Origin of the sequence: Mesorhizobium sp. M3A.F.Ca.ET.080.04.2.1, assembly GCF_003952525.1 — a bacterium.
Classification (GTDB): domain Bacteria; phylum Pseudomonadota; class Alphaproteobacteria; order Rhizobiales; family Rhizobiaceae; genus Mesorhizobium.
On the sequence record NZ_CP034451.1, the window covers coordinates 5,664,994 to 5,686,639 of the forward strand.

Annotated in this window: 14 protein-coding genes and 1 pseudogene; 5 read left to right on the forward strand and 10 right to left on the reverse strand. The window is 64.5% G+C overall.

Translation table 11 applies throughout. The annotated features are described in order from the left end of the window. Positions 1-38: 38 nt before the first annotated feature. The 5 genes from EJ074_RS27020 to EJ074_RS27040 are packed head-to-tail and all read right to left on the reverse strand — an operon-like array spanning position 39 to position 7,619. The gene (locus EJ074_RS27020; protein ID WP_095807070.1) at positions 39-2,486 is read right to left on the reverse strand and encodes an FAD-dependent oxidoreductase; all 2,448 of its coding nucleotides are present in this window, start codon (positions 2,484-2,486) and stop codon (positions 39-41) included. Next, on the reverse strand, positions 2,483-3,664 hold the full coding sequence (locus EJ074_RS27025) for a pyridoxal phosphate-dependent aminotransferase (RefSeq protein WP_095807071.1): 1,182 nt from the start codon (positions 3,662-3,664) through the stop codon (positions 2,483-2,485). Before EJ074_RS27025 ends, EJ074_RS27020 begins: the two co-directional genes overlap by 4 nt. After that, on the reverse strand, positions 3,657-4,562 hold the full coding sequence (locus EJ074_RS27030; RefSeq protein WP_095807072.1) for a homocysteine S-methyltransferase family protein: 906 nt from the start codon (positions 4,560-4,562) through the stop codon (positions 3,657-3,659). The genes EJ074_RS27025 and EJ074_RS27030 overlap by 8 nt, the downstream gene beginning before the upstream one ends. Then, positions 4,559-7,012, reverse strand: a complete 2,454-nt coding sequence (locus EJ074_RS27035) for an FAD-dependent oxidoreductase (RefSeq protein ID WP_095807073.1) — start codon at positions 7,010-7,012, stop codon at positions 4,559-4,561. Before EJ074_RS27035 ends, EJ074_RS27030 begins: the two co-directional genes overlap by 4 nt. Positions 7,013-7,031: 19 nt before the next feature. Beyond that, the gene (locus EJ074_RS27040) at positions 7,032-7,619 is read right to left on the reverse strand and encodes an XRE family transcriptional regulator (protein ID WP_095807074.1); all 588 of its coding nucleotides are present in this window, start codon (positions 7,617-7,619) and stop codon (positions 7,032-7,034) included. 227 nt (positions 7,620-7,846) lie between these two features. Here EJ074_RS27040 and EJ074_RS27045 point away from each other — a divergent pair, with 227 nt between their 5' ends. Next, the gene (locus EJ074_RS27045) at positions 7,847-8,551 is read left to right on the forward strand and encodes a nitroreductase (protein ID WP_095807075.1); all 705 of its coding nucleotides are present in this window, start codon (positions 7,847-7,849) and stop codon (positions 8,549-8,551) included. Between the two features lie 5 nt (positions 8,552-8,556). Here the strand turns inward: EJ074_RS27045 and EJ074_RS27050 are convergent, their stop codons facing one another. The 5 genes from EJ074_RS27050 to EJ074_RS27070 form a co-directional block, all read right to left on the reverse strand. Continuing rightward, positions 8,557-9,999, reverse strand: a complete 1,443-nt coding sequence (locus EJ074_RS27050; protein WP_095807076.1) for an MFS transporter — start codon at positions 9,997-9,999, stop codon at positions 8,557-8,559. 128 nt (positions 10,000-10,127) lie between these two features. Then, the gene (locus EJ074_RS27055) at positions 10,128-10,715 is read right to left on the reverse strand and encodes a sarcosine oxidase subunit gamma (protein WP_095807248.1); all 588 of its coding nucleotides are present in this window, start codon (positions 10,713-10,715) and stop codon (positions 10,128-10,130) included. Between the two features lie 52 nt (positions 10,716-10,767). Beyond that, a complete protein-coding gene (locus EJ074_RS27060; protein WP_095807077.1) occupies positions 10,768-13,761 on the reverse strand; it encodes a sarcosine oxidase subunit alpha in 2,994 nt (997 codons plus the stop codon). Next, the gene (locus tag EJ074_RS27065) at positions 13,758-14,051 is read right to left on the reverse strand and encodes a sarcosine oxidase subunit delta (protein ID WP_095807078.1); all 294 of its coding nucleotides are present in this window, start codon (positions 14,049-14,051) and stop codon (positions 13,758-13,760) included. The genes EJ074_RS27060 and EJ074_RS27065 overlap by 4 nt, the downstream gene beginning before the upstream one ends. 13 nt (positions 14,052-14,064) lie before the next feature. After that, positions 14,065-15,324, reverse strand: coding sequence for a sarcosine oxidase subunit beta (locus EJ074_RS27070; RefSeq protein WP_095807079.1), 1,260 nt, complete (start codon positions 15,322-15,324; stop codon positions 14,065-14,067). A 204-nt stretch (positions 15,325-15,528) separates the two neighbouring features. On the opposite strand from EJ074_RS27070, the pseudogene EJ074_RS27075 reads away from it, so the two are divergent. From EJ074_RS27075 to EJ074_RS27090, 4 genes and pseudogenes are all read left to right on the forward strand, one after another. Then, a pseudogene (locus tag EJ074_RS27075) lies at positions 15,529-18,007 on the forward strand (mechanosensitive ion channel family protein). 278 nt (positions 18,008-18,285) lie between these two features. Further along, complete coding sequence (locus EJ074_RS27080; protein WP_165350019.1) at positions 18,286-18,549, forward strand: hypothetical protein; 264 nt, start codon at positions 18,286-18,288, stop codon at positions 18,547-18,549. 249 nt (positions 18,550-18,798) lie between these two features. Next, positions 18,799-20,238, forward strand: a complete 1,440-nt coding sequence (locus tag EJ074_RS27085; RefSeq protein ID WP_095807083.1) for a UbiA family prenyltransferase — start codon at positions 18,799-18,801, stop codon at positions 20,236-20,238. Between the two features lie 2 nt (positions 20,239-20,240). Next, positions 20,241-21,593, forward strand: a complete 1,353-nt coding sequence (locus EJ074_RS27090) for an FAD-binding oxidoreductase (protein WP_095807084.1) — start codon at positions 20,241-20,243, stop codon at positions 21,591-21,593. The last annotated feature ends 53 nt before the right edge of the window (positions 21,594-21,646 follow it).

Below are 21,646 nucleotides of genomic sequence, written 5' to 3' on the forward strand. Positions count from 1 at the left end.
TCTCCCCGTTCAACGGGGAGAAGGAAGAGATCACGAGATCACATCCTTACCCGTTCCGCCTTCGGATCATACATCGGCTTCAGCGATGCTTCCGCCGCATAGCGCTCGCCGGCAATCTCCACCTCATAAGATGAGCCAAGAACATCCGCCTCGCTCTCGCCCTGGCACGGCACGTAGCCGAGGCCGATCGCGCCGCCGAGATGGTGGCCGTAGTTGCCGGAGGTGATCGGACCGACGATCTTGCCGTCGCGCAGGATCGCTTCGTTGTGGAAGAGCAGAGGCTGCGGATCTTGCAGCCGGAACTGCACCAGGCGCCGGCTCAGGCCAGTCTCTTTCTTCCGCAGCACCGCGTCGCGGCCGATGAAATCGCCCTTGGCCGTCTTCACAGCGAAGCCAAGACCGGCCTCCAGAACATTGTCCTCGTCGGTGATGTCGTGACCGAAATGGCGGAAGGCCTTTTCGATGCGGCAGGAATCCAGCGTATGCAGCCCGCAGAGCTTCAGGCCGACATCGGCGCCGGCTTCAGTGATCGCCTCGAAGACATGCGCGGCCTGCTCGGTCGAGACATAGAGCTCCCAGCCGAGCTCGCCGACATAGGTGACGCGGTGGGCGCGGGCGAGACCCATGCCGATCTCGATCTCCTGGCAGGTGCCGAACGGATTGGCGTCGTTGGAGAAGTCGTTGGGGCTGACCTTCTGGATCAGCTTTCGCGAGTCGGGACCCATCAGGCAGATGACGGCCTCGGCCGCGGTCACATCGGTGACGACGACGAAGCCGTCGGCGACGTGCCGCCTCAGCCAGGCGAGGTCGCGCTGCAAGGTGGCGCCCGGCACGACGAGGAAATAGGCGGTCTCGGACAGCCGCGTCACGGTGAGATCGCTCTCGATGGCGCCCTTGGCGTTGAGCATCTGGGTGTAGACGATCCTGCCCGGCGCCACGTCCATGTCGTTGGCGCAGAGCCGCTGCAGGAAGGCACAGGCATCGCGGCCTTCGACGCGGATCTTGCCGAAGGAGGTCATGTCGAACAGGCCGACGCCGTTGCGCACCGCGAGATGCTCCTCGCGCTGGTTGTCGAACCAGTTCTGCCGCTTCCAGGAGTAGCGGTATTCGCGTTCCTGGCCTTCGCGGGCGAACCAGTTGGCGCGCTCCCAGCCGGCGACCTCGCCGAAGACGGCGCCGCGCGCCTTCAAGTGCTCATGCAAGGGCGAGCGGCGCACGCCGCGCGAGGTCGACATCTGGCGATAGGGGAAATGGTCTGCATAGAGCAGGCCGAGCGTTTCGGAGACGCGCTCCTTGAGATAGCGGCGGTTCTTCTGGAAGGGCTGGGCGCGGCGGATGTCGACCTCCCAGAGGTCGAAGGGCGCCTCGCGGTCATTGATCCATTGCGCCAGCGCCATGCCGGCGCCGCCGGACGAGACGATGCCGATCGAATTGTAGCCGGTCGCCATCCAATAGCCGGTGAGTTCCGGCGCTTCGCCGAGATAGTAGCGGTCGTCAGGGGTGAAGCTTTCGGGACCGTTGAAGAAGGTGTGGATGCCCGCGGTGCCCAGCATCGGCATGCGGTTGACGCCCATTTCGAGGATCCGCTCGAAATGATCCATGTCCTCGGGCAATTGGTCGAAGCAGAAATCCTCGCGGATACCGTCCATGCCCCAGGGCTTCGCCACCGGCTCGAAGGCGCCGAGCATCATCTTGCCGGCGTCTTCCTTGTAATAGGCGCACTCGTCCGGCACGCGCAGCACCGGCAGGCGGGTGAGGCCGGGGATCGGCTCGGTGACGAGATAGAAATGCTCGCAGGCATGCAGCGGGATGGTGACGCCGTTCTGCCGGCCCAACTCGCGCGCCCACATGCCGGCGCAATTGACGACGATGTCGGTCTCGATCGTGCCCTGGTCCTCGCCCTGCGCCCAGGACACACCGGAGACGCGGCCGTTCCTGGTATGGACCTTGGTCACCTTGACGTTTTCGATGACGGCAGCACCGCGCTGGCGCGCGCCCTTGGCCAGCGCCATGGCGATGTTGGCCGGGTCGCACTGGCCGTCGAGCGGCAGGTGCACCGCGCCGACGACGCCGGAGACGTTGAGATGCGGATACATCTCCTTGACCTCGCCGGGCGAAATCTCACGCACGTCGACATCGAACGCGCGGGCTAGCGAGGCCTGCCGGTAGATCTCGTGCTTGCGCTCCTCGGTCAGCGCGACGGTGATCGAGCCGACCTGGCGCATGCCGGTGCCGACATCGGTCTCGGCTTCGAGCTTGACGTAGAGGTCGGCCGAGTATTTCGCCAGCCGCGTCATGTTCTGCGAGGCGCGCAACTGCCCGATCAGGCCTGCCGCATGCCAGGTCGTACCGCAGGTGAGCTGCTTGCGTTCGAGCAGCACGATGTCGGTCCAGCCGAGCTTGGCAAGATGATAGGCAACCGAGCAGCCGGAGACGCCGCCGCCGATGATGACAGCGCGGGCTTTGGACGGAACGCTCTTTGTCATGCGGCCTCTCGGCGATAGTGGGACGCGAAGCGGCGCAGGCGAAGCGCGGCTTCCTTGAGCACGGGTTCGGGCTGGCAGAGGCTGATGCGGATATGGCCTGCGGCCGCCTCGCCGAAGCTCGAGCCCGGCATGACGCCGACCTTTTCCTTCTCGAGCAGCGCCCAGGCGAATTTCTCGTCGTCGGGCTCTATGGCGGATATGTCGAGCATGACATACATGCCGCCTTTCGATCCGTGCACTGTGACGTCATTCATGCCGCGCACGGCATCGAGCATCGCGGTGCGGCGCGCCGCGTAGCGCTCGGCGATTTCCTCCACGCCGTAATGATTTTCGAGCGCCTCGGCGCAGGCGATGGAGATGAAGGCCGGCAAACCGTAGGTCGTCACCAGATTGAGGTTGGTGAGCAGCGCGATCATTTCCTTCGGGCCGGTCAGCCAGCCCATGCGCCAGCCGGTCATGCCGTGGCTCTTGGACATGGAGTTGATGACCAGCGTGCGCTCGGCCATGCCGGGCAGCGAACGTGGCGAGATGTGCTCGCCACCGCCCAGCGTCCAGTAGACCTCGTCCGACAGCAGCCAGAGATCATGCTCGTTGCAAATCCCCGCCAGCTGTTCGAGCCGTTCGCGCGAATAGACAGCACCGGTCGGATTGTTCGGCGTGTTAATCAGGATAGCGCGCGTGTTGGGCCTGAGTGCCGCACGGATCTTATCGGCGCGCGGCTGGAAGCCGTCCTCGGCGGGCGTCTCGACCACGGTAAAGCTGGCGCCGGCGGCGCTGAAGGTGTTGGGGTAGGTGGCATAGTAAGGCGCTACGACGATGGCGTGATCGCCGGGGTCGAGCACGCCCTGCACGGCGGCGTACAGCGCGCCCTGGCCGCCGGCGGTGGCGATGACTTCGTCGGGGTCCGTCAGAACACCGGTGCAAGCGGTCGAGGCGGCCGCCATGGCTTTGCGCAGGCGCGGCAGTCCGGGCAGCGGCGTGTAATGGTGATTGCTGCCGCGAACCGCGGTCACACAGGCTTCGATCGTTTCCGACGGCGTGTCGAAGTCATGGTCGCCGACCGACAGCATGATGATGTCTTCGCCGGCCTGCTTGCGCGTCCAGGCGGCGAAATGAACCTCCCAGCCATCCTTGCCCGAGGGCACGATGCCGATGATACGGGATGATGGTCTAGGCATAGGATACTCCGGATAATTGGTGGCCGGCCTGGATGAGCCGGTCTCGCAGCGCGGCGATGTGAGCCGGACCGACCTCACAGCAGCCACCGACGATGCCGGCGCCGGCCTCGACCCAGCCGATTGCGTGGTCGGCATAGGCGTCGGGATCAAGGTCGTGGCGGGCGTGCAGCACCTCGACGGTGCCGCCATGCTTCAACGCCTCGACCGAGGTGAAGCCGTTGGCATAGGCCCCGACCGGTCCGCCGAGGGCGATCAGTTCCGGCAAAGCGGCGGCGATGGCTTCGGGCCGGCAGCAGTTGAGCAGCCGCGCCGCGACGGGCAGATCACCGAGTGCTGCCGAGGCGGCGGCGATGGTTTCACCGCTGCGCAGGCGCGGCATGCCATGATCGGCGAGTGTCCACGACACCCAAACAGGTTTGCCGCTCTCCGTCGCTGCGGTGACGGCCGCGCGCGCCTCGTCCGCGGATGCCATGGTTTCGCACAGGAAGAGATCGACGCCGTCGACCTGCTCCGCGACGATGCGCCGATAAGTGTCAAGCGTCTCCTCGAAAGAGATGGTCAGCGCCGGCGCGTAGCTGCCGAACAGGGGCGACAGGCAGCCGGCGATCGCGGCATCACCGGATTCGTCGCGGGCCTGCCGGGCGAGTTCGATGCCGCGCTTCTGCAGGGGTTTGAACAGATCATCCGCGCCCTCACGCGCCAGGCGCTCGGGCGTCGCCGAATAGGTGTTGATGGTGATGACGCGGGCGCCAGCGCGGATGAATTCCGCATGCAGGTCGCGCACGAGGTCCGGTTCGTCGATCAGCACCCTGGCCGACCACAAAGGCGTCGGCTCGGATTTGCTGCGCCGGACCAGTTCCTGGCCCATGCCGCCATCGGTAAGAGTGACGGACGTCATGCCCGCAACCTTTCGTTCTTCGGATCCCAGAGCGGCTCGTCCTTCTGCACGACGGCCTTGAAACGGTCGCCAAAGATCTCGACCTCGACGGCTGTGCCGGGTTGGGCAAGGTCGGAACGCAGCATGCCGAGCGCGATCGACTTGCCGACGCGGTGGCCCCAGCCGCCGGAAGTCGTCTCGCCGACGATGCTGCCGTCATGCCAGAGTGTCGACATGTAAGGCGCATCGCATTCGCCGGGGTCCTCGACGACCAATGTCACGAAGCGTTTCTTCACGCCCTGCTGTTTCTCGTTGAGAAGTGCCGTCTTGCCGCGGAAGTCGGGCTTGTCCCATTTGACGAAGCGCTCCAGCCCGCCCTGCAGGATTGAATAATCCGTCGACAGGTCGCCCTTCCAGGCACGGTAGCCCTTTTCCAGCCGCAGCGAATCCAGCGCATACATGCCGAAAGGTTTCAGGCCATGTTTCTGGCCGGCGGCCCAGATGGCGTCGAAGACAGTTAGGGTGTCGGCCACCTTGGTGTGGATCTCCCAGCCGAGCTCGCCGGCAAAGGAGACGCGCACCAGCTTCGCCCAGCGGCCGGCGATGGTGGTTTCCTGATGCGTCAGCCAAGGCAGCGCAAGATCCGCGCCGCATACCTCGGCAAGGATATTGCGCGAGTTCGGGCCGGGGAGGATCTGGGTCGAGTATTCCTCCGTACGATCGGTCAGCGTGAAGGCCGCATCGGCCGGCATGCGCGACTTCAGCCATTCGAAATCGTGCCATTGCGCCACCGCGGCGGTGATCAGCGTCATCAGATCCTCGCTGTGGCGCACCACCGACATCTCGGTGACGATGCGGCCCTTGTCGTCGGCGAAATAGACCAGGCCGATGCGGCCCGGCTTCGGGACCAGGCCGGTGACCTGCAGCGCCAGCCACTCGGCGGCGCCTTCGCCTTCGAGATTGAAGCGCGAGAAGCCGGGCAGGTCGAGGATGCCGGCGGCGTCGCGCACCGCCAGGCATTCCTCGCGCACGCGGTGCTGCCATGGCCCGTCGCGGCGGAAGGTGAGGGTCGATTCCTCCGACGTGTCGTCGCCGGGCTTCGCATACCAGGTGGCCCGTTCCCAGCCATTATAGGGATCGAACTGGCCACCCAGCGCCTTGATGCGCTCGTGCAGCGGTGAGTGCTTGCGGTCGCGGCCCGCCGGCCAGGCATGGCGCGGAAACTGGATGGCGTATTCGTTGCCGTAGATCTCCATGCCCTTGGCGACGCAATAGTCGGGCGCCGAAGCGAAGGCGGTGAAGCGGCGCGGGTCGCAGGACCACATGTCCCATTCGGTCTGGCCTTCCGTCACCCATTCGGCCAGCACCTTGCCGGCGCCACCGCCTTGCGCGATGCCAAAGGTGAAGACGCAGGCCTCGAAAGCATTCGGCACGCCGGGCATCCGCCCGATCAGCGGGTTGCCGTCAGGCGCGTAGGGGATCGGCCCGTTGATGACCTTGGAGAGGCCCGCGGTTCCGAGGATCGGCACCCGGGCGACAGCGTCGGCGAGATAGTGCTCCAGCCGGTCGAGATCGTCCGGGAAGAGCTGGAAAGAAAATTCCTCCGGCATCGGATCGTTGTGTGTGGTCCAATGCGCGCGGCAATTGCGCTCATAGGGGCCGAGATTCATGCCGGTCTTTTCCTGGCGCAGATAGTAGGACGTGTCGACGTCACGCAGCAGCGGCAGCTTCCTGCCCTGTTCTTTGGTCCAGGCGGCAAGCTCGGGGATTTCCTCGAACAATATGTACTGATGGCTCATGACCATCATCGGCACTTCTCGGCCGAACATTTTTCCGACCTCAGCGGCGCGGTAACCGGCGGCGTTGACGACAATCTCGCAGCGGATTTCGCCTTGCGTTGTCGTGACCAGCCATTCGCCGTTCTGACGGGAAACGCCGGTGACCGGGCAGAAGCGGATTATCTTGGCGCCCATGTCGCGCGCGCCCTTGGCGAGCGCCTGGGTCAACTGCGCCGGGTCGATGTCGCCGTCGCTCGGATCATAAAGCGCGCCCTCGAGGTCGTGCGTCTCGATGAAGGGATAGCGGCGCTTGATCTCGTCGAGGCCCACGACGTCGATATCCATGCCCTGATAGCGGCCCATGCCCTTGGCGCGTTGGAATTCCTGCATGCGCTCCTTGCTGTGGGCGAGCCGCAGCGAGCCGGTGACATGATAGTTCATCGGATAGTCGACCGCTTCGGCAAGGCCGCGGTAGAGCTCGGTCGAATAACGCTGCATGTTCATCAGCGACCATGACGAGGAGAAGGTCGGCACGTTGCCGGCGGCATGCCAGGTCGAGCCGGAAGTCAGCTCGTTCTTCTCCAGCAGCACGCAATCGGTCCAGCCCGCCTTGCAGAGGTGGTAGAGCGACGAGGCGCCGACGACACCGCCTCCGATGATCACCACGCGTGCCGTGCTCGGCAAACCGGCCATTTTTTCCTCCAAAGTCTATTCAGTATACCGGCGGCGAAACCACCCAGATGAGGACCGCCGGCTCGGCACCGGGATTGCGCCAGCGGAACGGCTTGCCCTCGAAGCGGAACGAGTCGCCTTCGCCGAGCCGGTGCCAGACGCCGCCGATCTCGATCTCGAAAGTGCCGGAGGCAACATAGCCCGCTTCTTCGGTCGGGCGGCGCGCCTGGGTCTTGAGTTCAGCACCCGGGGCGAAGACCGAGCGCAGCATCTCGAAGCTTCCTCCGAGATCGGGCGACAGAAGCTCCTCCACCAGGCCGGATTCGCTTGTGCCAAGCGAGCGGCGGCTGCCCGAGCGTACGACAACGCCGCGCTCCTTCTCGACCGGCACGTCGTGGCTGAAGAACAGGCTGAGCGGTACGCCGAAAAGCTCGGCGAAGGCCCGCAGATCACCGAGCGAAGGCACTGAGAGGCCACGCTCCACCTGGCTGACCCAGCCGACGGAACGGCCAAGCCTGAGCGCGATTTCGGCGAGCGTCAGGCCACGTGCCTTGCGCAGCGCGCGGATGTCGCCGGCGAGCAGCCGCTCGCCATTGTCCTGTTCCGGGCTGACTGCGGTCGAGGCCATTGTCTCTCGTGAAAAAGATCGAGTGAATTTCATGAGAGAGTAAGCGCATGAAAAAATCAAGCGATTTTTCATGGGCCACAAGAATAGCTTGCGCGTTTTTTGTGGTTCATGCAAAGCCTCACCCGCGAACGGCGATTGGGGACGTCTGCTCGGAAGTCGGTTTAAGTCTGCGGATGGTCGTCACGGGAACCGGTTGTGGGTTCCGGCCATGCGTGAAGGGACGGCCCATGCTGGAGAACAACGCTCGGATTGCCAAAGATGCGGCGATCGTCGACGAGGCGATCACGTCGCGCCGCTCTGTGCGCGCTTTCCTGCCGGACATGGTCGACGACGGCACAATCCGCGATATCCTTTCCGTCGCTTCGCGCGCGCCGTCTGGGACCAACATGCAGCCGTGGCGCGTCTATGTGACCAAGGGCGAGGTCAAGCAGCGCATCAGCGACGCCATTCTCAATTCCGGCATCCGCGCCGAGAAGGTGGAGTGGGACGAATACCGCTATTATCCCGACCAGTTCTTCGAGCCATATCTGACGCGTCGCCGCGCCAATGGTTTCGGCCTCTATGGCGCGCTCGGCATCGGCCGGCGCGAGGTGGACAGGATGCGGGCTCAGCACGACCGCAACTTCGTCTTCTTCGATGCGCCGATCGGCATGATCTTCACGGTCGACCGGCGGCTGAACAAGGGTTCGTGGATCGACTACGGCATGTTCCTGCAGAACATCATGGTCGCAGCGCGGGGCAGGGGCCTGCATACGTGCCCGCAGGCCGCATTTGCTCCCTATCATCGCCAAATCCGGCCGGTGCTCAACATTCCCGACGAGGAGATCGTCGTCTGCGGCATGGCGCTGGGCTACGAGGACAAATCCAAGCCCGAGAATGAATTCCGCACCGACCGCGCCCCACTCGAGGAATGGGTGACGTTCACGGAATAGGCGCTCTACTCAGCGTTGATATGCGCGGCATGGCCACTGACATGGGCGCCGTCCTGAGGCGTGAGCCTGAGATAGGCCGATAGCGCGCAAAGCGTGATCAAGCCTTCGATGACGAACAGGATGCGGAAGTCGTTGACGCTGGCATGACCGCTGCCGGCGAGAAGCGACAGCAGCGCCGCCGCGAGGCCGACGCTGAGCGCCACTGCCAGCTGCCACAGGATGTAATAGAGCGCGCTGAACCGGGCGAGCTGCTCCGGCGCTATGTCGGAATAGGACAGGTTGCCGGTCGATGCCCATTGCACCGAGCGGAAGGCGCCGAAGGTGAAGATGTAGGCGAGCACGACCCAGGCCGGCAGGCTTGCTTGCATCAAGGCGAAGCCCGCGACCAGGCCGGCGACGATGGGCGTGTTGGTGACCAGCACCCGCTTGAAGCCGAAGCGATTGAGGATGCGGGGCATGAAGAAGCGCATCAGCAGCGATCCGATCGCCGCGACAAAGGTCAGTGATCCTGCCTCCACGGCGCTCATCCCGAAGCCGAGTTGGAACATCAGGGGCAGCAGGAAGACGACGGAGCTCAGGCCGATCGTGTCGAGCCCGCCGCCGGTGAGAAAGCTGATGCGGAAGGTGCGGATGCGCAGCAGGTTGAGGTCGAGCAACGGGTTGCGGGCACGCAGGCAATAGAAGGCGGCGACGGTCAGGATGGCGATCGCCAGTCCGAGCTCGGCGCCGACAATGCTGCCGGCGACATCCTTGGCCGCGAGCGAATCCATGCCGAAGACGAGCAATCCCATGCCGCTGCCGACGAGCAGGAAGCCCGGAAAATCGAATGGCGTGCGGGCCGGCTTTGTGGTCGAGGGAAACAGCGAAGCGGCGAGCAACGCTGCCGTCAGCGCGATCGGTATGTTGATATAGAAGATCCAGCGCCAGGAGACGTAAGTGGTGAGCGCGCCGCCGACCAACGGCCCGACCAGCGGCCCCGATTGGCCAGCGAGCGAGATGTACATGTTGATCTTGAGCGTTCGGTCGCGCGGGAAGCTCGACAGGATCACGACCTGCCCGAGGGTGCCCATCAGCGCGCCGCCAAAACCCTGCAGCGCGCGCGAGCCGACAAGCATCCAGATGTTTTCCGACACGCCGCACAGCGCCGAAGCTCCGGCGAAGACCAGCAGCGCAAAGCAATAGACGTTGCGTAGGCCGAAACGGTCGGCCAACCAGCCGCCCAGCGGCATTGTGGCAATGAGGCTCGCGACATAGACGGTGATCAGGAGACCGAGCTGGCTTGCCGGCCGATCGAGACTCTCTCCGATGCCGGGGAGAGCGGTCACCACGACATTCTGATCGAGGCTGGTCATGAAAACGCTGCAGGCGACGGTTGCCGGCAACAGGATCGACATCTCGCCCGCCGGAGCAAAGCGGGTGGTGGCTGTCGCCGTGGTCTCTGCGGTCATGGAAGATTGGTCGAACCGGTTGCCTGGACGCACGCCTCGATAAAAGCCCGCGTTTGTCCATCTATCCCGCCCGCTGGGCTCAGGCTCAAGCAGCAGACGTGGCCGTCGATGGTGCCAGACGGCTGCGCCTACTGCACCTCGTAGCCGACTTCCTCGCTGGCATGGCATAAGGCCTTCCAGAATGAGCGCGCGAAAGAGCGGAAGACGTAGATGTCGAACTGATCGGAGCCGCTGCGCTGGATCTGGACGAAAACGTCGTGATGGTTGGTCGAGCGTCCGGCGCCCATCGGGAAGGCAGGCAGCGCGAAGTCGATGGCGAAGAATTTCGCCAGCACCCATTCGGCCTTCGGACCGGCGACGCGGATCGCCGTGCGGCCATGCGACAGGTCGGTGAGCGTGCCGACCAAAGGCGTGACGACACCTGTGAAGGCGGAGGCCAGCCCCTCGGCTTCGTCGACCACCGTGAACCTGCCCGGCGCGAAGCCGAATGCCGACTTGGCTCCGTTAGAGATACCGCCGCCTGCGGCATCCGGCAGCGCAAGGCCGGTAACCTTGTATATGGCGGACATCAGACGCTTTTCTTGACCGGGCCATGCGGCAAGCTGCAGGATCGAGCCCGGCCGCGTCTCCGACAGAATGACGTCGACACCATGTTCGAAATTGCCGTGCGATCCCGGGTGATAGACCGGCTCAAGCGGCGACAGGCGTTCGGGCAGGTGGCGATCCGGCAACTGGCGTTCGGGCAGTTTGCGCTCGGGTAATTGGCGATCAACCATGCATGCGGCTCCCATCGGGATCGTAGAAATGATTGGAGACGATCTCGATCGGCCCGAACCGGTTGCGCAGCGGATCGGAAACGAAGGCGCGCGTGCCGTGGCGCGCCTTGCCGTCCTTGATCAAGGCGAGCGCAATGTATTTGCCGAGCGCCGGCGAATAGCAGCAGGCGGTTATGTGGCCGATCGAATCGTGCGGGTCGGCTTCGTCCAACTCCTCGACGATATGCGCGCCGCCGTTGAAGGGCCGGTTGTCGAGAGAAATCAGGCCGACGAGCTGCAACCGATCGGACGCGATGAGGCCCTCACGGTCCATCATGGCCGAGCCGATGAACGGCTTCTTCTTCGACAGCATCCAGTCGAGATGCAGGTCGCGTGCCGTGGTGCGGCCGTCGATCTCGGCGCCAGTGACATGGCCCTTCTCGATGCGCATCGTGCCCAGCGCCTCGAGCCCGTAGGTGACCAGGCCGAACGGTTTGCCGGCCTCGATCAGAGCCTCCCACACATGCGTGCCATAGCCGGCGCCGCAATAGACCTCGAACGCCATTTCGCCGGAGAAGGAGAGGCGGCAGATCATCACCGGCACCCCGGCGATTCGGCCGTGGACGATGCCCATGAACGGAAGGGCCGCGTTGTCGACGGCGGTGCCGCTAATACAGGCGGCGAGGATCGCCCTGGCCTTCGGCCCGCCGATTGCGGCGCCCGCCCATTCGTCGGTGACGGAGGTGACTGTGACCTTGAGTTCGGGCCAGATGACGTCGAGAAAATACTCCAGATGCTGCATCACCTTGCCGGCATTGGCAGTGGTGGTGGTCATCAGGAAGTCCTGTTCGCCGAGCCGCCAAGTGGTGCCGTCGTCGAAGGCAAGACCGTCCTCGCGCAGCATCAGGCCGTAGCGGGCCTTGCCGACCGCCAGCGTGGAGAACACGTTGGTATAGACCCGGTCGAGGAATTCGGCGGCATCCGGGCCCTGCACGGCGATCTTGCCGAGCGTCGACACGTCGACGATGCCGGCGCTCTCGCGCGTAGCCTTGGCTTCGCGCACATACGCCTGCTCGACCGTCTCGCCGGCAAGGCCATAGATCATCGGACGATACCACAGCCCGGCCGCATACATGGTCGCCCCGTTGTCGATGTGCCAGTCATGCATCGCCGTCAGCCGTTCCGGCTTCAAGTCACCGAAGCGCTCGGCCGCCAGCGAACCGATCGAGACGGCGGTGTAGGGCGGACGGAAGCGTGTCGTGCCGACTTCCGGGATCGGCTTTCCGAGCGCCTCGGCCATGATGGCGAGGCCCGGCACGTTGGAATTCTTGCCCTGGTCGGTCGCCATGCCGAGCGTGGTATAGCGCTTCAGGTGCTCGACGGACACGAAGCCCTCGCGATGCGCCAGCCGCACGTCCTCGGCGGTCACGTCGTGCTGGAAGTCGACGAAGGCTTTGCCCTTGGCTTTGATCTCGAACACCGGCGCCGGATCAGGATCACCGGGAGCGGGCTCGACGAGTGGCAGGGAAGCAAGCGAGGCCGTTCCGCCGGCCGCAGACAGGCCAGCGGCACGGCCCTCGGCAATGGCTTGCGCCGTCGAGAAGCTGCCGGTAAAGGCGCCGGCGCCGATCCAGCGCTGCGTCGGCTGCGGCGGCAGGAAGGCCTGCCGCGCCGAATCCCACTCGGCTCTCGCGCCGGCCTGGCTGGCGAGATGGATGGTCGGCGACCAGCCGCCCGACATAGCCAGGCAGTCTGCATGGATGCTGCGCTCGTCGCCGCTGAGCGCACCGCTCATCGTGTCGAAGCGCCGCACCTTGAGACCCGTCAGGACTTTGCCGCCTTCGGTCGCGACCACGGCATGGCCGGCCAGCAGTTCGGCCTCGGCTTCGCTGGCCAACCTGCGCATGTCGTTCGCAATCTCGCTTCGGACGTCGATGATGGCGACGGCGGCGGCACCCGCCTTCTTCAGCGCAACGGCAGAGCGATAGGCGCTGTCATTGTTGGTGAACAGCGCAATGCGCTGGCCGGGCAGCACGCCAAATTCATTGACGTAGCGTTCGGCAGCATGGGCAAGCATGACGCCCGGACGGTCGTTGCCGGGAAATACCAAAGGCCGCTCGAAGGAGCCGGTGGCGAGAACCACCGTCTTGGCGCGGATCGCCCAGTAGCGCTGGCGCGGCTCACCCTTGGCCGGGACCTCCTTGTGGTCCGTCACTCGTTCAAGCGCGGCAAGCGTGTTGCCGTCGTAATAGCCCCAGACCGTCGTGCGCGGCAGCAGGCGCACATTGTCGTTGCCCTCCAGCTGGCCAACGATGCGCTGCGCCCAGTCGGCGGCCGGCGCAGCTTCGATCGTCTCGCCAGACCAATTGGCGGAGCCGCCGAAACGCGCTTCGAGTTCGGCGAGGATCACCCGCGCGCCCTGGTCTGCCGCGGCCTTCGCCGCCATCAGTCCGGCTGGACCGGAGCCGACCACCAGCACGTCGCAGAAGGCGTTCATGCGCTCGTAGCGCGATGGATCGGGCGCAGTACCGGCCTTGCCGAGGCCGGCGGAACGGCGGATGAAGTGCTCGCAGAACATCCAGAAGCGCGTGCCCTTGAGCGGGCCGATCACCGGCCCCATGAAGGTCTTGTAGTAGAAGCCCGCCGACAGGAGCTTGCCGCCGAGCTGGTTGATGGCGTTGATATCCCAGGCGAGCGAGGGAAAGCGGTTCTGGCTTACGGCCACCAGCCCGTCATAGATCTCGACCATGGTGGCCGGGATGTTTGGCTCGCGCACCTCGCCGCGCAGCACCGTCACCAGCGCGTTCGGCTCCTCGACGCCGGCGGCGAGCAGGCCGCGCGGGCGGTGGTACTTGAAGGAGCGGCCGAACAGCGTGACGCCATTGGCGAGCAGCGCGGAAGCCAGCGTGTCGCCGGCGTGCCCGGTATAGGGCGCGCCATCGAAGGTGAAGCGGATGGTGCGCAGCCGGTCGATGCGGCCACCGGTTTCGGTGCGCCGCGGGCTCACGAGCGGCCCTCGGTCTTGTGGCCCGCGGACTTGTGTCCGCCACGGGCGAAAGCCGTGCTCAGGATCTCGTGGGTGAGGGTGTTGCGCACGACCCGCAGATGGGCGCGGCAGCCGCCGGAATGCTGCCAGATCTCATTGTGGTCGCCGGCCGGGTTCAGCCGGTCGTAGACATAGGCGTTCCAGGCGTCGAGGTCCTGCGAGGCCGGCTGCGGCCGCTCGCGGTTGCCGTCGCCCTGATAGGTGAATTCGATGACGTCGCGCGGGCCGCAATAGGGGCAGGTGATGAGCATGGTGTTTCAACCCCTAGTGCAGCCGCGGCGTCGCGCCCTGGCCTTTGTCGTCGATGATCAGGCCGCGATAGAAGCGATCGAGTGTGAAGGGCGCGTTGAACTCGTGCGGCTCATCCTTGGCGATGGTCCAGGCGAAGCACCAGCCAGAGGCCGGGGTGGCCTTGAAGCCGCCATAGCACCAGCCGCAATTGAGATACATGCCGGGCACCGGACCGGTGGTGATGATCGGCGAGCCATCCATCGTCATGTCGCAGACCCCGCCCCAGGAGCGCAGCATGCGTACTCGGGCAAGGCCGGGAAACAGCGCCAGCATCTCGCTCATCACTTCGTCGACGATGGGCAAGCTGCCGCGCTGCGCATAGCTGTTGTAGCCGTCCAGGTCGCCGCCATAGACCAGGCCGCCCTTGTCGGACTGCGAGATGTAGAAATGGCCCATGCCGAAGGTGAGCACGGTGTCGATGATCGGCTTCACCGATTCCGAGACGAAGGCCTGCAGCACATAACTCTCGATCGGCATGTGGGAAATTCCGGCGAGTTGCATGACGCGCCCTGTGCTGCCGGCGACCGCGAGCGCCACCTTCTTGGCGCGGATCTCGCCGCGGCTGGTCATCACGCCGGTGACGCGGTCACCGTCGCGCAGGAAGCCCGTAACCTCGCAGTTCTCGACGATGTCGACACCGCGGCGGTCGGCACCGCGTGCATAGCCCCAGGCGACGGCGTCGTGGCGCGCGGTGCCCGCGCGCGGCTGCATCAGCCCGCCAAGGATCGGAAAACGCGCCGAGCCCGACACGTCCAGAGCCGGGACCAGCCGCTTGATCTGGCCGACGCTCATCAGTTCGGCGTCGACGCCGAGGTGGCGCATGGCATTGCCGCGCCGGGCATAGTCGTCGAGCTGGGCCGGCGTGTGTGCGAGGTTGAGGCAGCCGCGCTGCGAGAACATGACGTTGTAGTTGAGGTCGTGCGACAGGTTTTCCCACATCTTCATCGAGTGTTCGTAGAAGCGGGTGTTCTGCGGCAGCAGATAGTTGGAGCGCACGGCGGTGGTGTTGCGGCCGACATTGCCCGAACCCAGCCAACCCTTTTCCAGCACCGCGACATTGGTGATGCCGTGCTCCTTGGCGAGATAGTAGGCCGTGGACAGGCCATGCCCGCCACCGCCGATAACGATCACGTCATAGGATGCCTTGGGGTCGGGCTTGCGCCATGCGGGTTTCCAATCCTGGTTCCCGGTCAGCGCGTTCTTGAGCAGCGAAAAGGCTGAATATTCCGCCATTCTTCCTGTCGTCCTATTGGTGCGAAGGCGGCAGACTATAGAGCAGGCCGCAGGCGTAAAGCCAAGATTGCGCCATCGCTTTTCGACAGGCCGACGCCACTGCGCCTGGCGGTGCGGAACCGCGACGGCTTGCCGCCCGGTATGGCGGTCTTTATCAAAGGCAGAATTTTCGAAAATTTTCGACCGCGATTCGCCCGTCACCCCATGATCTTCCGACTGCTACGCCTGATCCTGGTCGTCATTGTCGCCGCCGCGGCGCAGCCTTCGCTGGACGCGGTTGCGCAGGCCATCGGGCAGGGGTCGGCGCAGCTCATCGCCGATCAGACCAAGGTCATCAAGGACCTGGCGGCCAAGACCGACGGCCTCGAAAAGAAGGTGAGCGATCCTGACGAGGACGATGCCGGCCTCGTCGATATCCGTCTGCAGCTCGAGGAGATATCGCGGGCAGCCCTGACCAGCGCGCTCGCCTTTCGTCCGCGCCTCAATGATATCAACAGCCGTATCGAGGTGCTGGGGCCGCCGCCGGCGCAGGGGCAGCAGGAACCGGCCATTGTTGCCAATGAGCGCGCCGCGCTGGCGTCCGAGAAGGCCGAGATCAATGCAGTGGTCGCCGGCGCGCAGAACCTGTCGATCCGCGTCAACGGACTGGTCGACAGGATCAGCGTCATGCGCAGCGAACTGTTCCGCAGCGTCCTGACCAAGCGCTACGAACTGACCGATGCGCTGAGTCCCCAGGCTTTTTCCGATGCGCACGAGCAGTTCACCGGGCTTTACAAGGCGGTGGCGTCCTGGCTGAGCTTCGCCATCAAGTTCAAGTTCCAGGCCATGCTTGCGGCGACGCTGATGGCGCTGATGCTCGCGGTTGTGCTTCTGGTCGGCGGCAGGCGGCTGTTCGGACGTGTCTTCGAGCCAAACCCCTCCATCGAAGAGCCGTCCTATCTCAGCCGGCTCTCGGTGGCGTTCTGGTCGACGCTGCTGCCGAGCATGGCGCTGGCGGTCTTTCTCGCCTCGACCGTGTTCTTCTTCAACTACTACAACGTCTTGCGCGGCGACATCGGCCTGTTCCTCAACGCGCTGCTGTCTGTCATCGGCGTGGTGTTCTGCGTCAACCGCCTGACCAACGCGGCCTTGGAGCCGCGCCTGCCGAACTGGCGCCTCATTCCGGTTGAAACCGGCCCGGCCCGCTGGCTGGTCCGGCTGACCACGGCGATGGCCGTGGTCATCGGCTTCAACTATTTCCTCTCGGTCGTCAACGACAAGATGGGCTCGCCGCTGTCGCTGACCATCGCCAGAAGCTTCGTCGCCACCATCGTCGTCGGCATCATCCTGATCCTGATGGGGTTGCTGAGGCCATTCAGGGCCCGTGACGGCTCGTGGCGCCCATGGCCGGCCTGGCTTCGCTTCATCGCCGTCGGGCTCGGCCTGTTCACCATAGCAACGTCGCTGCTCGGCTATATCGGTCTGTCGCTCTTCGTCTCGCTGCAAGTGGTGGTAACCGGCACCGTCCTGATCACAGCCTATATCGGCTTTCTGTCGGCGCGGGCGATCGGGGAGGAGGGCGGTTTCGCCGACACCTCGGTCGGCCGCTGGCTGAGCACCAATTCCAGCTATGAGGATACGGCGCTCGACCAGCTCGGCCTTGTGGTCAGCATCGCCATCAACCTGATGATCGTGCTCATCTTCCTGCCGCTGACCCTGCTGATGTGGGGCTTCCAGCCCGGCGATATCCAGGCCTGGGCCTACAAGCTGGCGACGGGCGTCACGATCGGTTCGGTGACCATTTCCGTGCTCGGCATCCTGACCGGCGTCGTCGTCTTCGTCATCGGCTATTTCCTGACCCGTTGGTTCCAGGGCTGGCTCGACGGCTCGGTGATGGCGCGAGGCAAGGTCGATGCCGGCGTTCGCAACTCGATCCGGCTGGCGGTGGGCTACGCCGGTGTGGCGCTCGCGGCCCTCGTCGGCATTTCAGCGGCGGGAATCGATCTTTCCAACCTTGCCCTGGTTGCCGGAGCGCTGTCGCTCGGTATCGGTTTCGGTCTGCAGAACGTCGTCTCCAACTTCGTCTCCGGCCTGATCCTGCTCGCCGTTCAAGGTTGGCGACTGGATCGTTGCTGGCGAGATAAGCGGCACGGTGAAGAGGATCAGCGTGCGCGCTACCGAGATCGAGACGTTCCAGCGGCAATCGGTGATCCTGCCGAACTCCAATCTCATCAACAACGCGGTCGGCAACTGGACGCACCGCAACAAGCTCGGTCGCGTCGAGATCAAGATCGGCGTTGCCTATGGCAGCGACGTCAAGCGCGTCCACGCCCTCCTTCTCGATATCGCGCGCGCCCATCCCATGGTGCTGAAGAATCCCGAGCCTTTCGTGCTGTTCTCCAATTTTGGGGCGGCTGCGCTCGAATTCGAAATCCGTGTGTTCCTTGCCGACGTCTTGAACGGCAGCATCGTGCAGAACGACATCCGCTTCGCCATCTTCGATATCTTCGAAAAGGAGCACATCGAGATCCCGTCGACGCCGCGCGCGGTCGTCGAGCCCACCAAGCACGAGGCATGGCCGATCGACGACGACAAGATCGAGGCCGAGTTTGCCGAGCGGGAGCGGCTGGAGGCTGAAGCGGCTGCCGAGCGGGAGCGTCTCGCGAAGACGAAGCGGAAGGGACGAAAGCCCGATCCCGACTAAAGCGCTTAGCGCTGCGAGATCCTGGCGACGGGCTTTAGGTCTTTGGTATTGTGCATGTCGTTTTCGCAAAACCGCTGCACACTTTTGCGCGGCATGCAGTAGCTGCCGGACATTGGGCGTAAGCCGATACCGGCCCTCATCCAGAGGGCGAAAACCAATTGTGGCATGAATGCGGCATTCAGTTGCGGTTCAGCTTGCATCTCATATAAGCTCACCAGCAAAGGGCGAGAATGCCTTGCACAATTGAACAGAGGCGGTGGAAACACCGGTATCGCAAAATGTGGAAGTCTGTCGTTGTCGGCATCGCATTTCTGGCCGCGAGTGGCTCGGCTTTCGCGGCGAGCGCGATCAACAGGGACACTCAGACCAGAACGCTGGTGGTGACCGAAGGAGGTGCCAAGACCGAACTGGCGCTGGCCGCCGGCGAGACGGTGGAGTTCTGTCCGAATGGCTGTTTCGTGACCTTGCCCAATGGCGACCTTGAAGCCTTGACCGGTTCGGAAACGGTCGAGATCTCGGGCGGCGTGGCCCGCATCAAGTAACATCGGCAGCATGGCTGGGCAAAGGCCGGGCGGATGCCTGGCCTTTTATCGTTTCTGGTAGCCGCTGCTTAACGATGGCCTCCGAAATACCGCTCGCGCTGTCCGCCACAACCGGGCGTTTAACCTTCGCTACGCCATCCCCCGCTATATCGTTCGCGAAGACGCCGATGCACGGCGCGGGTTTTGAGCGGCGCATGATTCCTTTCCGAAATCGGAATCTCGGGGTCATGCGCTCCAGGCAGGGCAGGAATGGACGCGAGGTCGGAAAGGAACGCAATACCGCTTGCGGTCGATCTCGACGGCACGCTGATTGCAACGGACCTTCTCTGGGAAGGTCTCTTCATACTTATCAAGAAGAATCCGCTCTATCTTCTGCTGCTGCCGATCTGGCTGACCGGGGGGCCGGCAAGGCTGAAGCAGGAGATCGCTGCCCGCACCGATATCGACGCCGCCTCGCTGCCCTATCGCCGTGAGCTGCTGGAGCGCCTGCTCACCGAGCATGGCGAAGGCCGCAGGATCGTGCTGGCGACGGGAACGCCACGCAAATTCGCTGAAGCGATCGCCTCTCATCTCGGCATCTTCGATCGCGTGCTGGCGACGGATGGTCCGCACAACATGACCTCGGGCAGGAAGTGCGCTTCACTGATTGCGGCCTATGGCGATGGCGGCTTCGACTATGCCGGGAACAGCCGCCACGATCTCAAGGTGTTCGACGCAGCGCGCCGCGCCATCGTCGTGGCCCCGGACCGCAGCGCCCAGCGATGGCAGGCGGCGCATGGCGCCGAGACGGTGCCGACGCCGAGGCCGACTGCGAAGACCTTCGTCAAGATGCTGCGCGTGCATCAGTGGCTGAAGAACGCGCTGATCGCGGTGCCGATGGTGCTTTCGCATGAATATTTCAACGTCAGCATGATCTGGGATTGCGTGCTGGCGTTCGTGTCGTTCAGCGCCGTTGCGTCCGCGATCTATATCGTCAACGATTTCTTCGACCTCGCGCTCGACCGCAAGCACCCCACCAAGCGCAACCGGCCATTCGCCAGCGGCGCGCTGTCGATCCCGTTCGGCCTTGGCGCCATAGGCGTGCTGCTCGCGATCGGTATCGTGGCCGGCTGGCTGCTGCCGATCGAATTCCTCGGGGTGCTCGGCGGTTATATGGTCGTCACCACCGCCTATTCGCTGTCGTTCAAGAGAATGCTGCTGGTCGACGTGCTGACGCTCGCGGGCCTGTATACGATCCGCGTGCTTGCGGGTGCCGCGGCGACCGGCGTCGACGTCTCCTTCTGGCTGCTGGCATTTTCGATCTTCTTCTTCCTGTCGCTGGCGCTGGTGAAGCGCTTCGTCGAACTACGCACCACGGCCATTCCGCCGGGGGAGCGCATCGCTGGCCGCGGTTACCGCACGGAGGACCAGGAGATCGTTGCCCAGGCCGGCATGGCTTCCGCCTTCTCCTCGGCGCTGGTGCTGGCGCTTTACATGGACAGCGTGGCGGTGCGCGAACTCTATCCGCACCCGTGGCTGATGTGGCCGCTGGCGCCGATCGTGCTCTATCTCACCATGCGCGTCTGGATTCTCGCCCGCCGCGACGAGATGCATGACGATCCCGTCGTCTTCATCATCCGGGACTGGCGCAGCCAGATCGTCGTGCTGTTCGGCGCGAGCCTTCTGGTCGCCGGCGGCTGGGGCTGGTGAGGATGGCCGCTGAGCATTTCGGCAGCTTCGGACGGGCGACGCCGTCGGCACCGCGCGCGATTCCCGCCAACGAGGCGATCGCGCTGTTGAAGAGCGGCGCGGCCGAGCCGGGCTCGCTGCTTGGCTATGGCAACGGCCGCTCCTATGGCGACAGCTGCCAGAATCATGCCGGCGCAGTGGTCGACATGCGGCCGCTGAACCGTATTCGCTCCTTCAACGCCGAGACCGGCATCATCGAGGCCGATGCAGGGGTGCTGCTGTGCGAGATTATCGCCCACGCCGCGCCCTACGGCTTCTTTCCGGCCGTGGTCCCCGGCACCCAGTTCGTCACGCTGGGCGGCGCGATCGCAAATGATGTCCATGGCAAGAACCACCATCGGCGCGGCACGTTCGGCTGCCATGTCGAAAGCCTGACGCTGCTCAGGTCCGACGGGCGGACCTATTGCTGCTCCCATACGGACAATGCCCCTCTGTTCCGGGCGACGGTCGGCGGCATGGGGCTCACCGGGGTGATCCTGTCGGCATCGATCCGATTGATGCGGGTGCCCTCACTCGACATCGTCGAGAAGGCGACGCCGTTCCGCAATCTCGGCGAATTCTTCGAGCTTGCCGAAGCGGCAGACCAGGCCAACGAATATGTGGTCGCCTGGATCGACCAGCTTGCCGGCGGCCATGGGCGCGGGCGCGGCCTGCTGTTGACCGGCAACCATGCCGAGCACGGCTCGCATGCCGCTTCGCGGGCAGGCAGCCGCCTTGCAGTGCCGGTGCAGCCGCCGTTCAATGTTCTCAACCGCACGTCCCTGACCTTGTTCAATGCAGCCTATCGATGGAGGAAGGGGCGGTCCTCGACGCCGCGCCAAGCCGGCTACCAAAGCTTTTTCTTCCCGCTTGACGGTGTTCGCGGCTGGAACCGGCTCTATGGGCCGCGCGGCCTGTTCCAGCACCAGAGCGTCGTGCCCGAAGCGAACGCGCGCAGCGCGGTTCGCGCCTTGCTCGAAGCAACGCGGCGAGCCGGGCAGAGCTCCTTCCTCACTGTGCTCAAGCGCTTTGGCGACGTTCGCTCGCCGGGACTGCTGTCATTTCCGAGACCGGGCTACACACTGACGCTGGATTTTCCGAACAGGGGCGAAAGGACGCTGCGGCTGCTCGCGGAACTGGACCGCGTCACAGTCGCGGCGGGCGGAGCCGTCAATCCCTACAAGGATGCACGCATGAGCGCCGAGGCCTTCGCCGCCTCCTTCCCGGAATGGCAGCGGCTGGAGACGCTTCGGGACCCGGGCTTCATGTCGAGCTTCTGGGCTCGGACGGCAAAGAAACTGGATGTGAGCCAAGCGGCAGCGCAAGCCGCAGAATAGATAAAACTTGAATAAATCATGGATAACAAATCGTTAAAACCGCGGTTTACTCA

What these genes read in the sequence shown, in the direction of transcription:
- EJ074_RS27020 (WP_095807070.1), bottom strand. Translation starts at nt 2,486, where the DNA reads ATGACAAAGAGCGTTCCGTCCAAAGCCCGCGCTGTCATCATCGGCGGC.
- EJ074_RS27025 (WP_095807071.1), bottom strand. Translation starts at nt 3,664, where the DNA reads ATGCCTAGACCATCATCCCGTATCATCGGCATCGTGCCCTCGGGCAAG.
- EJ074_RS27030 (WP_095807072.1), bottom strand. Translation starts at nt 4,562, where the DNA reads ATGACGTCCGTCACTCTTACCGATGGCGGCATGGGCCAGGAACTGGTC.
- EJ074_RS27035 (WP_095807073.1), bottom strand. Translation starts at nt 7,012, where the DNA reads ATGGCCGGTTTGCCGAGCACGGCACGCGTGGTGATCATCGGAGGCGGT.
- EJ074_RS27040 (WP_095807074.1), bottom strand. Translation starts at nt 7,619, where the DNA reads ATGGCCTCGACCGCAGTCAGCCCGGAACAGGACAATGGCGAGCGGCTG.
- EJ074_RS27045 (WP_095807075.1), top strand. Translation starts at nt 7,847, where the DNA reads ATGCTGGAGAACAACGCTCGGATTGCCAAAGATGCGGCGATCGTCGAC.
- EJ074_RS27050 (WP_095807076.1), bottom strand. Translation starts at nt 9,999, where the DNA reads ATGACCGCAGAGACCACGGCGACAGCCACCACCCGCTTTGCTCCGGCG.
- EJ074_RS27065 (WP_095807078.1), bottom strand. Translation starts at nt 14,051, where the DNA reads ATGCTCATCACCTGCCCCTATTGCGGCCCGCGCGACGTCATCGAATTC.
- EJ074_RS27070 (WP_095807079.1), bottom strand. Translation starts at nt 15,324, where the DNA reads ATGGCGGAATATTCAGCCTTTTCGCTGCTCAAGAACGCGCTGACCGGG.
- EJ074_RS27080 (WP_165350019.1), top strand. Translation starts at nt 18,286, where the DNA reads ATGTGGAAGTCTGTCGTTGTCGGCATCGCATTTCTGGCCGCGAGTGGC.
- EJ074_RS27085 (WP_095807083.1), top strand. Translation starts at nt 18,799, where the DNA reads ATGGACGCGAGGTCGGAAAGGAACGCAATACCGCTTGCGGTCGATCTC.
- EJ074_RS27090 (WP_095807084.1), top strand. Translation starts at nt 20,241, where the DNA reads ATGGCCGCTGAGCATTTCGGCAGCTTCGGACGGGCGACGCCGTCGGCA.